This is a genomic window from Streptomyces sp. NPDC002640, from assembly GCF_053592575.1.
In genome coordinates this window covers 48357-61137 of sequence record NZ_JBSFVZ010000003.1, presented here as the reverse complement: position 1 = coordinate 61137, position 12781 = coordinate 48357, and the positions used below count along the sequence as shown (strand labels likewise).

13 protein-coding genes are annotated in these 12781 nt (G+C 75.8%); 8 read left to right on the top strand and 5 right to left on the bottom strand.

Going from position 1 to position 12781, the window contains the following annotated elements:
- Positions 1 to 138: 138 nt before the first annotated feature.
- The gene (locus ACWD3O_RS04990) at positions 139 to 1026 is read left to right on the top strand and encodes a Bax inhibitor-1/YccA family protein (protein WP_451414860.1); all 888 of its coding nucleotides are present in this window, start codon (positions 139 to 141) and stop codon (positions 1024 to 1026) included.
- Between the two features lie 125 nt (positions 1027 to 1151).
- Entirely contained in the window at positions 1152 to 1463 is a 312-nt protein-coding gene (locus ACWD3O_RS04985) for a hypothetical protein (protein WP_451414859.1), read from the top strand.
- A 305-nt stretch (positions 1464 to 1768) separates the two neighbouring features.
- Here ACWD3O_RS04985 and ACWD3O_RS04980 read toward each other — a convergent pair whose 3' ends face one another.
- Complete coding sequence (locus ACWD3O_RS04980; RefSeq protein ID WP_451413411.1) at positions 1769 to 2176, bottom strand: hypothetical protein; 408 nt, start codon at positions 2174 to 2176, stop codon at positions 1769 to 1771.
- Between the two features lie 162 nt (positions 2177 to 2338).
- Between ACWD3O_RS04980 and ACWD3O_RS04975 the strand changes: the two genes are divergently transcribed.
- Positions 2339 to 3199 (top strand): MurR/RpiR family transcriptional regulator, encoded by an 861-nt coding sequence (locus ACWD3O_RS04975; protein WP_451414858.1) that lies wholly within the window; start codon positions 2339 to 2341, stop codon positions 3197 to 3199.
- Positions 3200 to 3434: 235 nt separating this feature from the next.
- Positions 3435 to 4019, top strand: coding sequence for a hypothetical protein (locus ACWD3O_RS04970; protein ID WP_451414857.1), 585 nt, complete (start codon positions 3435 to 3437; stop codon positions 4017 to 4019).
- A gap of 78 nt (positions 4020 to 4097) precedes the next feature.
- Here ACWD3O_RS04970 and ACWD3O_RS04965 read toward each other — a convergent pair whose 3' ends face one another.
- Genes ACWD3O_RS04965 through ACWD3O_RS04950 form a run of 4 tightly spaced genes read right to left on the bottom strand, consistent with a single transcriptional unit; the run spans position 4098 to position 6793 of the window.
- Positions 4098 to 4472 (bottom strand): hypothetical protein, encoded by a 375-nt coding sequence (locus ACWD3O_RS04965; RefSeq protein WP_451413414.1) that lies wholly within the window; start codon positions 4470 to 4472, stop codon positions 4098 to 4100.
- A 13-nt stretch (positions 4473 to 4485) separates the two neighbouring features.
- Positions 4486 to 5070 carry a roadblock/LC7 domain-containing protein gene (locus tag ACWD3O_RS04960; RefSeq protein WP_451413415.1) on the bottom strand — a complete coding sequence of 195 codons (585 nt, stop codon included), beginning with the start codon at positions 5068 to 5070 and terminating at the stop codon, positions 4486 to 4488.
- The gene (locus ACWD3O_RS04955) at positions 5067 to 6395 is read right to left on the bottom strand and encodes a DUF4388 domain-containing protein (protein ID WP_451414856.1); all 1329 of its coding nucleotides are present in this window, start codon (positions 6393 to 6395) and stop codon (positions 5067 to 5069) included. The genes ACWD3O_RS04960 and ACWD3O_RS04955 overlap by 4 nt, the downstream gene beginning before the upstream one ends.
- On the bottom strand, positions 6392 to 6793 hold the full coding sequence (locus ACWD3O_RS04950; RefSeq protein WP_451413417.1) for a hypothetical protein: 402 nt from the start codon (positions 6791 to 6793) through the stop codon (positions 6392 to 6394). Before ACWD3O_RS04950 ends, ACWD3O_RS04955 begins: the two co-directional genes overlap by 4 nt.
- A gap of 331 nt (positions 6794 to 7124) precedes the next feature.
- On the opposite strand from ACWD3O_RS04950, the gene hutU reads away from it, so the two are divergent.
- The 4 genes from hutU to hutI are packed head-to-tail and all read left to right on the top strand — an operon-like array spanning position 7125 to position 12773.
- A complete protein-coding gene (hutU, locus tag ACWD3O_RS04945) occupies positions 7125 to 8792 on the top strand; it encodes a urocanate hydratase (protein WP_451413418.1) in 1668 nt (555 codons plus the stop codon).
- Between the two features lie 56 nt (positions 8793 to 8848).
- Positions 8849 to 10117 carry an allantoate amidohydrolase gene (locus tag ACWD3O_RS04940; RefSeq protein WP_451415036.1) on the top strand — a complete coding sequence of 423 codons (1269 nt, stop codon included), beginning with the start codon at positions 8849 to 8851 and terminating at the stop codon, positions 10115 to 10117.
- Positions 10114 to 11487 (top strand): formimidoylglutamate deiminase, encoded by a 1374-nt coding sequence (locus ACWD3O_RS04935; RefSeq protein WP_451414855.1) that lies wholly within the window; start codon positions 10114 to 10116, stop codon positions 11485 to 11487. The genes ACWD3O_RS04940 and ACWD3O_RS04935 overlap by 4 nt, the downstream gene beginning before the upstream one ends.
- Positions 11484 to 12773 (top strand): imidazolonepropionase, encoded by a 1290-nt coding sequence (hutI, locus tag ACWD3O_RS04930; RefSeq protein ID WP_451414854.1) that lies wholly within the window; start codon positions 11484 to 11486, stop codon positions 12771 to 12773. Before ACWD3O_RS04935 ends, hutI begins: the two co-directional genes overlap by 4 nt.
- Positions 12774 to 12781 lie beyond the last annotated feature (8 nt).

The window sequence follows — 12781 nt, the reverse complement described above, 5'->3', positions numbered from 1 at the left end:
CGGGCATAAGCACAGGGCGTAAACCGTTGCGCCGTGGCAAGGGGGAGGGAAAGATCCTACCCAGGCAGTAGAGCCATGTTTTTGCCTGTCCATTACTCTTGAGGCCAAGGCCACGCAGGGTGGCCATGGAGGAGTGAAATGAGGAGCAGCAACCCGGTCTTCTCGCGACGGGGGTTCAGCCGCGACAACGGCTACGCGGGCTTCAACACCGCGCCGCAGGCCGGGGGAGCAGCTGTCGGCACGCAGGGTGCCAACCCCTACGCGCAGAACCCGTACGCGCAGAACCCCTACGCCCAGCCGGACGCCGCCTACGGCGCGCCCGAGCAGGCCCCGGTCACCGCCGGCCGCATGACGATGGACGACGTCATCATGCGCACGGCGAGCACGCTCGGCGTGCTGATCGTCACGGCCGCCCTCTCCTGGGCGCTGCTGCCGGTCGACATGGCCAACATCAACCGGTCGTACGGCATCGCCATCGGCGCGGCCCTGATCGGCTTCGTGCTGGCCATGGTCCAGTCCTTCAAGCGCAAGGCCTCGCCCGCGCTCATCCTGACCTACGCGGCCTTCGAGGGTGTCTTCCTCGGTGTGCTGTCCAGCGTCGTCGACACGCACATCGCGAGCGGCGCGGCCATGCAGGCCGTGCTCGGCACGATGGCGGTCTTCACCGCGGTGCTGGTCGCGTACAAGATGCGCTGGATCCGCGTGAACCGGCGCTTCGCCGGCTTCGTCATGGCGGCCGCGCTGGGCTTCGTCCTGCTGATGATGGTCAACATGCTGTTCGCCGTCTTCGGCGGCGGTGACGGCCTCGGCTTCCGCAGCGGCGGCATGGGCATCATGTTCGGCATCATCGGCGTGCTCCTGGGCGCGTGCTTCCTGGCCCTCGACTTCAAGCAGGTCGAGGACGGGATCGCGTACGGCGCCCCGCGCGAGGAGTCGTGGATGGCCGCCTTCGGTCTGACGCTGACCCTGGTCTGGATCTACACGGAGTTCCTCCGTCTGATCGCGATCCTGAACAGCAGCGACTGATCGCCCGACGCGTGAGGAAGGGCCCCGGGGCTTCCCCGGGGCCCTTCCGGCGTTCGCGGGGCGTGAGGCGAGCCTGAGGCGGGCGGTGGACGGGGGGAAGGGCGGGGGCGGGCTAGGCTCGTGGTGTGGTTGATACGACGCCTTTGACCCGAGCCGTGGAACAGTTCGCCGACCGGTTGCGCGCGGCGCCGCAGAGCCGGCTGCAGCGGGGGGCCGCCGGGGAGGCCCTGGGAGTCGCCCGGGAGCTCGCCGCGCGGGCGCAGCGGCTGGAGGCGCCGGGCCTGGCGCCGCGGGAGATGCCCGACGCGGGGATGTTCGCGGTCGCCGACCAGCTGACGGTCGCCGCGCACGACCTCGCGGCGGTGGCCCCCGACGACGGCGCCGTCGCCGAGGCCACCCGCCTCGTGACCGAAGCCCAACGCCGCGCCTCGGTCTGACCACCCCCGGGGCGCCCTCCACGGGCCCACGCACCTGGGTACGGCTCCGATCCCTCACGGCCCCGCGAAAAGCTCTCCGGCCGGCGCGCCTGTCCGCCCCGTCTCCCCCGCCCTCCGGCGCCCCGTTTTTTCCCCGCCCTCCGGCAGCCGTGCTCCGCGTGCGGCGCGGAGCGCCTGGCCCGAGCCGACGGCACCGTGCACACGGGCCCCTGGCCGCAGCGTGGGCGCAGGGGAGGACCCTCGGCGTCCCGCGGCGTGGTTGCCCGCGGGGGTAAAAGCGTGCGGCCGGGCGGTGGTCGCCGCGGTCAGGGGCGGCGGCGGGAGGGGGCGAAGCCGCGGGTGGCGTGGACGGCGTTGACGCCGACGATGCCGAGCCAGGCGACGAGCAGCCCCGGCAGCCCCGACGTCCCCGCTCCGATCGCGGACAGCGGCACCGCCAGCACCAGCGACACCACCCCGAACCCGTACCGGTCGCCCCACCCGGACCCCGCCGCCGGCGCGGGTCCCCTGGTCGGCGGCGGCCCGGGCACCCGCGCCGCGACGACCTGTTCCTCCCCGTCCCGCCGCCGCATCCGCCGCTCGACCTTGTCGAGGAACGACTCCACGAGCGCTTCCTCGTACTCCGGGCCGAGCTCCTTGCGTGCCGCCAACGTCGCGGCGAGTTCCTGCGCCGTCTCGCCCCGCGTGCGGGCGCCCGCGTCCATACCGGTCATACGCGGCAGGCTAGGGGCCGCGCGGCCGGGCGTCAGTAGGGCTAACCCCCCTCTGCGGGCGAGCCCTCGGTGATCTTCTCCGCGGAACCACGGCCCCCCTCCCGCGGCCGCGGTGGCCTGCATAGGGTCATGCGGAGTGTTCCGCGCGGAGAGGGAGGATGCATGAGCACCACCGGGAGCACCGCCGACGCCCGGCTGCGGGCGCTCTTCGAAGAAAGGCGGCTCACCCCCACCCAGCGCCGCATCGCGCACTGCATGGTGGGCCGGGCCGCCGAGGTGCCGTACCTGTCGAGCGTGGAGGTGGCCGAGCTGGCCGGGGTGAGCCAGCCGTCGGTGACCCGCTTCGCGGTGGCGCTCGGCTTCGACGGCTACCCGGCGCTCCGCCGCCACCTGCGCGAGGTGGTGCCCGCGTCCCCGCCCGGGCGGCCGTCGTCCGAGGAGAAGGCGGAGTCCAACGCGTACCAGCGGGCCGTGGAGGAGGAGATCGCCCACCTGCGCCGCCTCGCGGACGCGCTCGCCGACCCGGGCCCCGTGCGGGAGGCGGGCCGGCTGCTCGCGGCGTCCCGCCCGCTGCCCGTGCTGGGGCTGCGCGCCGCCGCCGCCCAGGCGCACGGCTTCGCCTACTTCGCCGCCAAGGTCCACCCGGACGTCCGGCCGCTCACCGAGGGCGGCTCGATGCTCCACGACCGGATCGACGGTGCCCGCCGGGCCGGGGCGGACGCGCTGCTCTGCTTCGCGCTGCCCCGGCACCCGAGGGAGACGGCGGAGGCACTGGCCCACGCCCAGGCGGAGGGGCTGACCGTGGTGACCGTCGCGGACTCCGCGTTCGCCCCGGTGGCACGGGTCTCCGACCTGCTGATCCCGGCCGCCGTCGGCACCGGCCTGGCCTTCGACACGGCGTGCGGGCCGATGCTGCTCGGCCGGGTGCTGCTGGAGGCCATGTGCGACGGCCTGCCCGAGGCGCAGGCCCGGCTGGAGGAGTTCGACGCCCGCGCGGCGTCCCGGGGGCTGTTCGTCGAGTAGCCCTCCCCGCGAAGGCGGCCCGGCCGCGAAGGCGGCCCGGCCGCGAAGGCGGCCCGGCCCGACGCGGCCCGGTTCGGTGCGGCGCGGCCCGGTGCGGTCCCGTCCGTCCTGACGCCGTTTTGACACGCGATGACTACGCTTCCGTTCGAACGGGTCCGAACGCGGACCGGTCCGCGCATCGCGGACGGAGCGGACGGACCATGAGCCGAGCGCTGGGAGACGAAGGAGGCGGATCGTGGCTCGCGGAGGTCATGGACTGGCCCGGGTGGCCGTGGTCGTACGGGCCGGGGCGGCCCCGATGTGGTGGCTCGGGCTGCTCGCGGCCGGGGTGGGCGCGGCGCTGCCCGGACTGACGGGGCGGCGGATCGGGTTGTACGCGGGGGCGGCACTGTTCCTGGCGACCGCCCTCGTGGTGGCCCTCATGGGGCGGAAGCGGTACACGACGCTCGTGAAGGCCACGTCCAAGGCGGGGCGCAACGACCTGCTGCAGGACCGGGCGGTGTCGGCCCGGCAGTGGCGGCGCGGGCACCGGTGGTGGCTGCTGCTCGCCTTCCTGGCCGCGGTGGGGTCGTCGTGGGCGATGCCGGCGGCCGGCGGGATGACGCTGGCCGGCGCGGGTGCCGGCCTGTGGCTGAAGGCGGCCTGGCTGGGCCGCCGCGAGCAGGCCGACCAGCTCCTGTTCTGGGTGCGGGTCGACTGGCTGCGGCGCGGCGGCGCCCCGGCCGGGAAGGCCGTCCGGGGCTACCGCGTCACGGGCGTCGCGGCGGGCGACGCGTCCCCCGGCGGGGCGCGGCGCCGCCGTACCGCGGTTCCCGCCTGACCGGGGCGGGGCCGTTCCGGCGGGCCCCGGCCGGGACCGGACTCCGGGCGTGCCGGGGCCGCGGTTCCCGGCCGGGGATCACACCTCCAGCTCGGCCTCGATGCGCTTGAGCTGGTGGCGGGCCATCGCCAGGTTGGAGCGGGTCGCGTCCAGCGCCAGGTAGAGGAACAGGCCGTTCCCGCTCCGGCCCCTGAGCAGCCGGATCAGGTGGTACTGGTCGGTCAGGGTGATCAGGATGTCCTCGATCTCGGACTGGATGCCGAGGTGCTCCATGGTGCGCATCTTGGCGCGCACCACGTCGGTGTTGCCGGCGGCGGCGACGTTCAGGTCGAAGTCCTTGCTGCCGCCGAGCGTGCCGAGCGCCATGCCGCTGGTGTAGTCCACCAGCGCGACGCCGGTGGCGCCCTCGATGGTCGTCAGGGCTTCCTTCAGGGCGCTCTCGGTGCTGGCCATTGCGGTGTTCCTCTCAACTGTGGGTGGTGGGCGCGGACGCCTCGCCGGTGCGGGGCGGGAGCGCCCGGGTGGTTACGGGCGCGGCCGGCGCGGTGTCGCCGGCGGCGCCGGGGGCCGCGGTGGCCGCCGTGGGGGAGAGGGGAGCGGGTTCGAGGGCGGGAGGCCCGGGATCGGCGGGGCCGGCCGGCTGCCCGTCGACGAGTTCGCCGATCCGGGCGGCGCAGCGGCGGCCCTCCAGGTGCAGCCGGCCCAGGTTCACCCCGTCCTCGGCGAGGAGGGTGAGCACGGTGGAGCGGCCTGCCGCGTAGGTGGCGAGATAGCCCGACCCGCCGCGGACGACCAGTTCCCGCGGGGCGCCGCGACCGGTCCCCTCGGCCAGCCGCAGCACGGCGGCGAGCACCGTGGTGGTCAGGGCGGCGGCCTCCTCGGCCGCCACACCGGGGGCGTCCTCGGCCAGCACCGTGCCGTCGGCCGAGGTGGCGAGGGCGCCGGTCAGCTGGAACATCCGGGAGCGCAGGCGGCGCAGCTCGGCGCGGACCTCGGCCTCCACGGCGAGCAGCTGCTTCCTCCCGGCACGCTGCCGGAGCGCGCGGATCACAGGGCCTCCAGGGCGGCGCGCAGTCTGGTCAGCAGGGCGACGTCGGGGTCCGCGAAGTGCGTGGGCGGCACCTGCGACCCGGTGGCGGTCACCGGGGTCCGGGGCGCCGGCACCGCGGGCGCCACCGGCGGCTGCGGTGGCTGCGGGGGCTGCGGGGGGACGGCGCGCGGTGCGGGCGGGACGGCCGGGGCGCGGCCGGCGCGGTGGCGGCCTCCGCCGGAGTGGTGATGCGGCAGCGGGACGTCCACGTCGGGGTGGTTGCGGGCCGGCTGCTGGAGGCCGTCGTCCGGCGGGCGGACCGCGGGCCGGACGGGCTGCGGCGCCAGGGGCGGCAGCGGCTGCACGGGCGGCACCAGCGGCGCGGGCCGCGGGGCGGCCACGGGCGCCGGGCGGGTGCGGGCAGTGGGCTGCTCGGGAAGCGTGGTGGCGGTGTCCGCGGGGGCGGGCGCGGGCGCGGGTGCGGGTGCAGCTAGGGGTGCGGGCGCGGGTGAGGTGGGGGCGGGGGGTGCGGCGGGTGCGGCGGATCCGGCAGGTACGGCGGGCCCGGTGGGTACGACGGGTTCTGCGGGGGCCGGTGGCGACGGGGGCTGTGCGGGGCGGTGGGTGGCGGCGACCAGGCCGGCGGCGGCCAGCCGGCGCAGGTCGACCAGCGTGTGGAAGGCGGGGCGGCCCAGCGCCCGGGCGATGTCGGTGGCGGTGCGCCGGCCGTCGACCAGCTCCATGATCGCCTTGCGGCGCGCGCAGACCGGGGCGGGCCCGTCGGAGCGGATCAGGGTCAGCGGGGCGGTGTCGGTGGACGGGTCGGGCCAGATGCGGTTGAGCAGGGAGCGCCGCCGCATGGTCTCCCGTTCCAGCGCCGACACCGGGACGGGCCGCACCGGGCCCATCCAGTGCCAGGCGCCGTAGCGGAAGTGGCCGGGCGCGCTGCTCGGGGCGAGCGCGAAGTAGGCGGCGTCGAAGACGCTCCCGAGGTGGCACAGCTCCAACTGCCCCTGTGACAGCATGCCCTGGGAGATCAGCGTGCGGCCGACGGGCCGCTCCGGGTCCGCCTCGGCGCCCTCCACGGCCCGTCTCCAGCCCTCCGGGTCGATCGCGCCGGCGGCGGTGAGCAGCACGTCGATGCCGGGGGTCGCCGGGCTCTCCGCGTGCACCACCCGTCCCTCGGACAGGTAGAGCGTGCCGCGTTCGCGGACCAGGACGCCGGTGGCGTGTTCCGCCGCCAGCCGGTTCAGCATCGGCGAGACGCTGCCCCAGGGGCGCTGCCGGGCCGTGGACGGGTCCCGCACCGGCAGGCGGGGCGGCGGGGGCGTTCCCACGGGCGTCATGCCAGCACCAGCCGTTCCGCCAGGTTCCCGAGGCGGATCCGGGCGAGCGCGAGGTTGCCCTCGTCGCGGTCCAGCCACAGGTGGAGGAAGACGTTGCTCTCGTAGGTGGCCCGCAGGAAGCGGAGCACGTGGTAGCTGTCGCGGTTGCTGATGATCACGTCCTCGACCGGGGGCTCGGAGCCGTCCCAGTCGGCGCCCTCGTCGGGGGTGAACGCGCCGTGCTCGGCCGCGAGCCGGGCGAGTTCGGCGGCCTCGGCCGCCGCGGTGTCGTGGTCCTCGCCGCCGGGAGGGTCGCCGACCGTGCCGAGGGGCAGTCCGCTGGTCCAGTCGACCAGGGCGGCGCCCCTGGCCCCGGGCAGCCGCATGACTTCCAGCAGACACTCGTCGATTCCAGGCATGCGTGGCCCCCTCCACCTGGTGTTCGGCTGACCGACGGAGAGGTTACGCAGGGACCGTGGACGCGGGTGAGCGTTCTGGCATTTTCCGACGGAACATGCCGCGCCCCACTATCGTGGGTCGACTGCCCTCCGCCGCGCCCCTTTTGCCCCCCACCCGCTCGACGGGTTCACGGCCGCCCGGCCCACGGGTTCACCCCCACCCGCCTCCCGGATTCGCCCCCGCCCGCCCCCCCGTGCGCGGTGCGGGTGGGGCGGCACGGCGGTGTTGACCGGGGATATTCACGCCGACAGGATGTGAATAATCCTCACCGTCGAGCAGGAGGCAGCCGGCATGCCAGCGACCCCCCGCCCCGTCCGCTCCCCTCGCGGGACCGGCCTCACCGCCGCCGGCTGGCAGCAGGAGGCCGCCCTGCGGATGCTGCAGAACAACCTCGACCCGGAGGTCGCCGAGCACCCCGACCGGCTGGTGGTCTACGGCGGCACCGGCAAGGCCGCCCGCGACTGGCGCAGCTTCGACGCCATGGTCCGCACCCTCCGCACGCTGAAGCAGGACGAGACGATGCTCGTCCAGTCCGGCCGTCCCGTCGGCGTGATGCAGACCCACGAGTGGGCCCCCCGCGTCCTGATCGCCAACTCCAACCTGGTGGGCGACTGGGCCAACTGGGAGGAGTTCCGCCGCCTGGAGGCCCTGGGCCTGACCATGTACGGGCAGATGACCGCCGGCTCGTGGATCTACATCGGCACCCAGGGCATCCTCCAGGGCACCTACGAGACCTTCGCCGCCGTCGCCGCGAAGAAGTTCGGCGGCACCCTGGCCGGCACGATCACCCTCACCGCCGGCCTCGGCGGCATGGGCGGGGCCCAGCCGCTGGCGGTCACCATGAACGGGGGCGTCGCGATCGTCGTGGACTGCGATCCCCGCGCCATCGAACGCCGCATCGAGCACCGCTACCTGGACGTCCGCGCCGACTCCCTCGACCACGCGCTCCACCTCGCCGTGGAGGCCCGCGACGCCCGTCGCCCGCTCTCCGTCGGCGTCCTCGGCAACGCCGCCGAACTGGTCCCGCACCTGCTCGCCCTGGGCGCGCCCGTCGACGTCGTCACCGACCAGACCTCCGCCCACGACCCGCTCAGCTACCTCCCCGTCGGCGTCGGGTTCGACGAGATGGCGTCGTACGCGGCCAAGGATCCGGCCGGCTTCACCACCCGCGCCCGTGAGTCGATGGCCCGGCACGTCGAGGCGATGGTCGGCTTCCAGGACGCCGGGGCCGAGGTCTTCGACTACGGCAACTCCATCCGCGGCGAGGCACGGCTCGCCGGCTACGACCGCGCGTTCGCCTTCCCCGGCTTCGTGCCCGCCTACATCCGCCCGCTGTTCTGCGAGGGCAAGGGCCCGTTCCGCTGGGCGGCGCTCTCCGGCGACCCGGCGGACATCGCCGCCACCGACCGCGCGGTCCTCGACCTGTTCCCGGAGAACGAGTCGCTGGCCCGCTGGATCAAGCTGGCCGGGGAGCGGGTGAGGTTCCAGGGCCTGCCCGCCCGCATCTGCTGGCTCGGCTACGGCGAGCGCGACAAGGCCGGTGAGCGGTTCAACGACATGGTGGCGAGCGGCGAGCTGAAAGCTCCCGTGGTCATCGGCCGCGACCACCTGGACTGCGGCTCCGTCGCCTCCCCCTACCGGGAGACGGAGGCCATGCTCGACGGCTCCGACGCCATCGCCGACTGGCCCCTGCTCAACGCCATGGTCAACGTGGCCTCCGGCGCCTCCTGGGTCTCCATCCACCACGGCGGCGGCGTCGGCATGGGCCGCTCCCTCCACGCCGGCCAGGTCACCGTCGCCGACGGCACCCCGCTGGCCGGGGAGAAGATCCGCCGGGTCCTCACCAACGACCCCGGCATGGGCGTCGTCCGCCACGTCGACGCGGGGTACGACGTCGCCGGGACGGTGGCCGGGGAACGCGGCGTGCGCATCCCGATGCGGGAGGGCGAGGACGCGTGAGCGAGCCCTCCTCCCGCACCGCGCCCGAGGCCCCCCAGGGCGCCTCCTTCCAGGAGATGTGGCGGGACCTGGCCGGCATCGCCCGGGACCGCTCCACCGGCGGCTACCGGCGGTTCGCCTGGACGGCCGCCGACGGCGACTGCCGTGCCTGGTTCCGCGAACAGGCCGAGGCCCGCGGGCTGACCGTGGAGACCGACCGCAACGGCAACCAGTGGGCGTGGCTGGGCGACCCGGCCGCCGGGGACGCCGTGGTGACCGGCTCCCACCTGGACTCCGTGCCGGACGGCGGAGCCTTCGACGGCCCGCTCGGTGTGGTCTCCGCCTTCGCCGCCCTCGACGAACTCCGCTCGCGGGGCGTGGAGTTGGCCCGCCCGCTGGCCGTGGTCAACTTCGGCGACGAGGAGGGCGCACGGTTCGGCCTGGCCTGCGTCGGCTCCCGCCTCACCGCCGGGCTGCTCACCCGCGAGCAGGCCCACCGGCTCACCGACGCCGACGGCGTCACCCTGCCCCGCGCCCTGGAGGCCGCCGGACACGACCCGGACGCCATCGGCGCGGACCCCGGACGCCTCGCCCGGATCGGCGCGTTCGTCGAGCTCCACATCGAGCAGGGGCGCGCCCTGGACCTCACCGGCGACGCCGTCGGCGTGGCGAGCGCCGTCTGGCCGCACGGCCGCTGGCGGTTCGACTTCCACGGCGAGGCCAACCACGCCGGGACCACCCGCCTCGCCGACCGCCGCGACCCGATGCTGCCCTACGCCGAGACCGTCCTCGCCGCCCGCCGGGAGGCCGTCCGGGCCGGCGCCGTCGCCACCTTCGGCAAGGTCGCCGTCGACCCCAACGGCGTCAACGCCGTGCCCTCCCTGGTGCGGGGCTGGCTGGACTCCCGGGCCGCCGCCCAGGACGCCCTGGACGACGTGGTCGGCGCCGTGGAACGCGCCGCCCGCGCCGCCGCCGAGGAGCACGGCGTGCGGCTGGAGGTGGTCCGCGAGTCGTTCACCCCGGAGACCCGCTTCGACCACGCGCTGCGCGACCGGCTCGCCGCCCTCCTCGGCGGCGAACGCGGGGACGCACGCGAGGGCGCAGGCGCAGACGCACGCGAGGGCGCAGGCGGACGCGCGGGCGGCGGCCACCGGCCCGTGCCCGTGCTGGGCACCGGCGCCGGACACGACGCCGGGATCCTCGCCGGGAGCGTCCCCACCGCCATGCTGTTCGTGCGCAACCCCACCGGCGTCTCCCACTCCCCGGCCGAGCACGCCGCCGAGGACGACTGCGCCGCGGGGGTGCGCGCCCTCGCCGACGCCCTGGAAGGACTGGCCCGCGCGTGACACCCCCCGAGACCGGACGGCAGCGCGCCTACTGGCTGGAGCACGCCCTGCTGACGGCCGGCGGCCCGGTCCGCACCGGCATCCTGGTGGAGACCGGTCCCGACGGCCGGATCACCGCCCTCACCGAGGACACCCCGGCGCCCCCGCCCGGCGCCGAGCCGCTGCGCGGCCTCACCCTGCCGGGCCTGGCCAACACCCACTCGCACGCCTTCCACCGGGCCCTGCGCGGCGTCGTCCAGGCCGACCGGGGCACCTTCTGGACCTGGCGCGAGGTCATGTACCAGGTGGCCGGCCGGCTCGACCCGGACTCCTACCTGACGCTCGCCCGGGCCGTCTACGCCGAGATGGCCCTGGCCGGCATCACCGCCGTCGGCGAGTTCCACTACCTGCACCACGCCCCCGGCGGCGCCCGCTACGACGACCCCAACGCCATGGGCGCCGCGCTGATCGAGGCCGCCGCCCAAGCCGGCGTCCGCATCACCCTGCTGGACACCGCCTACCTGTCCGCCGGCTTCGGCGCACCCCCCACCGAGCCCCAACTGCGCTTCTCCGACGGCGACGCCGAGGCGTGGGCGGCCCGCGCCGCCCTGCTGAAGGACACCGCCCACGCCCGGATCGGCGCCGCCGTCCACTCCGTACGGGCCGTGCCCGCCGACCAGCTCGCCGAGGTCGCCCGCTGGGCCGAGGAACGCGGCGCCCCCCTGCACGTCCACCTCTCCGAGCAGCCCGCCGAGAACGAGGCCTGCCTGGCCGCCCACGGCCGCACCCCGGCCCGCCTGCTCGCCGACCACGGCGTGCTCGGCCCGCGCACCACCGGCGTCCACAACACCCACCTCACCGACGCCGACATCGCGCTGATCGGCGGCTCCGGCACGGGCACCTGCGTGTGCCCCACCACCGAACGCGACCTCGCCGACGGCATCGGTCCCGCACCCGCCCTCCAGCGCGCCGGGTCGCCGCTCAGCCTCGGCTCCGACAGCCACGCCGTGATCGACCTGTTCGAGGAGGCGCGCGCCCTGGAGCTCGACGAGCGGCTGCGCACCCGCGTCCGCGGCCACTGGAGCGCCGGAGCGCTGCTGAGGGCCGCCACCGCCGACGGCCACGCCGCCCTGGGCCGCCCCGAGGCGGGCAGGCTCCGGCCCGGGGCACCGGCCGACTGGACGACCGTCGCCCTGGACACCGTCAGGACCGCGGGCCCGCCGCCCGAACGGGGCGCGGAGACCGCCGTATTCGCCGCGACGGCCGCGGACGTGCGCCACACCGTGTGCGCGGGCCGCCATGTGGTCCGCGACGGCACGCACACCCTGGTACCGGAGCCCGCCCGCGAACTGGCCTCGGCCGTCGCCCTTCTGCGCACAGGACAAGCATGAACAGCACCCCCGGCGCCTCTGGCATCCACCGCACCCCCGGCACCCACCGCACCCCCGGCACCTCCGGCGCCCACCGCACGCCCGGCACCCACCGCACGCCCGGCGGCACGGCGAACACCACCCTGATCGACAACATCGCCCACCTGGTCACCAACGACCCCTCCCTCGGCTCCTCCCAGGACCCCTCACCGCTCGGCGTGGTCCGCGACGCCGCCGTCGTCATCGAGGGCGACCGCGTCGTGTGGACCGGTATGTCCAGGAAAGCACCCGCCACCGACAACCGGGTCGACGCGGGCGGCCGGGCCCTGCTGCCGGGCTTCGTCGACTCCCACACCCACCTGGTCTTCGCCGGGGACCGCACCGAGGAGTTCAACGCCCGCATGTCCGGCCGCCCCTACACGGCGGGCGGCATCCGCACCACCGTCGCGGCCACCGAGAAGGAACTCGAGGCCAACCTGGTGCGGCACCTGCGGGAGGCGCTGCGCCAGGGCACCACCACCGTGGAGACCAAGTCCGGGTACGGCCTCACCGTCGAGGACGAGGCCCGCTCGCTGCGCGTCGCCGCCCGCCACACCGACGAGGTCACCTACCTCGGTGCGCACGTCGTCGCCCCCGAGCACGCCGACGACCCCGCCGCCTACGTGGAACTCGTCACCGGGGAGATGCTGGACGCCTGTGCCCCGCACGCCCGCTGGGTCGACGTCTTCTGCGAACGCGGCGCCTTCGACGGCGACCAGGCCCGCGCGATCCTCACCGCGGGCCGCGCACGCGGTCTGCTCCCGCGCGTCCACGCCAACCAGCTCGGCCACGGGCCGGGCGTGCGCCTGGCGGTGGAACTGGAGGCGGCCAGCGCCGACCACTGCACCCACCTCACCGACGCCGACGTGGACGCCCTGGCGAGCAGCGGAGGGCGGACCGTGGCGACCCTGCTGCCCGGCGCGGAGTTCTCCACCCGGGCGCCCTGGCCGGACGCCAGGAGGCTGCTCGACGCCGGGGCGACCGTCGCGCTCTCGACGGACTGCAACCCGGGATCGTCGTACACCTCGTCCATGGGGTTCTGCGTCGCCCTCGCCGTGCGGGACATGGGCATGACGCCCGACGAGGCGGTGTGGGCCGCCACCGCGGGCGGGGCGGCCGCGCTGCGCCGCGCGGACGTCGGGCGGATCACACCCGGCGCCCGCGCGGACCTGCTGCTCCTCGACGCGCCCAGCCACGTGCACCTGGCCTACCGGCCGGGCGTCCCGCTGGTGGCGGGAGTGTGGCGGGGCGGCGTCCGCGAGGTGTGAAGCCCCCG

What these genes read in the sequence shown, in the direction of transcription:
- ACWD3O_RS04940 (WP_451415036.1), top strand. Translation starts at nt 8,849, where the DNA reads ATGTGGCGGGACCTGGCCGGCATCGCCCGGGACCGCTCCACCGGCGGC.
- ACWD3O_RS04955 (WP_451414856.1), bottom strand. Translation starts at nt 6,395, where the DNA reads ATGACGCCCGTGGGAACGCCCCCGCCGCCCCGCCTGCCGGTGCGGGAC.
- ACWD3O_RS04975 (WP_451414858.1), top strand. Translation starts at nt 2,339, where the DNA reads ATGAGCACCACCGGGAGCACCGCCGACGCCCGGCTGCGGGCGCTCTTC.
- ACWD3O_RS04965 (WP_451413414.1), bottom strand. Translation starts at nt 4,472, where the DNA reads ATGGCCAGCACCGAGAGCGCCCTGAAGGAAGCCCTGACGACCATCGAG.
- hutU (WP_451413418.1), top strand. Translation starts at nt 7,125, where the DNA reads ATGCCAGCGACCCCCCGCCCCGTCCGCTCCCCTCGCGGGACCGGCCTC.
- ACWD3O_RS04990 (WP_451414860.1), top strand. Translation starts at nt 139, where the DNA reads ATGAGGAGCAGCAACCCGGTCTTCTCGCGACGGGGGTTCAGCCGCGAC.
- ACWD3O_RS04980 (WP_451413411.1), bottom strand. Translation starts at nt 2,176, where the DNA reads ATGACCGGTATGGACGCGGGCGCCCGCACGCGGGGCGAGACGGCGCAG.
- hutI (WP_451414854.1), top strand. Translation starts at nt 11,484, where the DNA reads ATGAACAGCACCCCCGGCGCCTCTGGCATCCACCGCACCCCCGGCACC.
- ACWD3O_RS04950 (WP_451413417.1), bottom strand. Translation starts at nt 6,793, where the DNA reads ATGCCTGGAATCGACGAGTGTCTGCTGGAAGTCATGCGGCTGCCCGGG.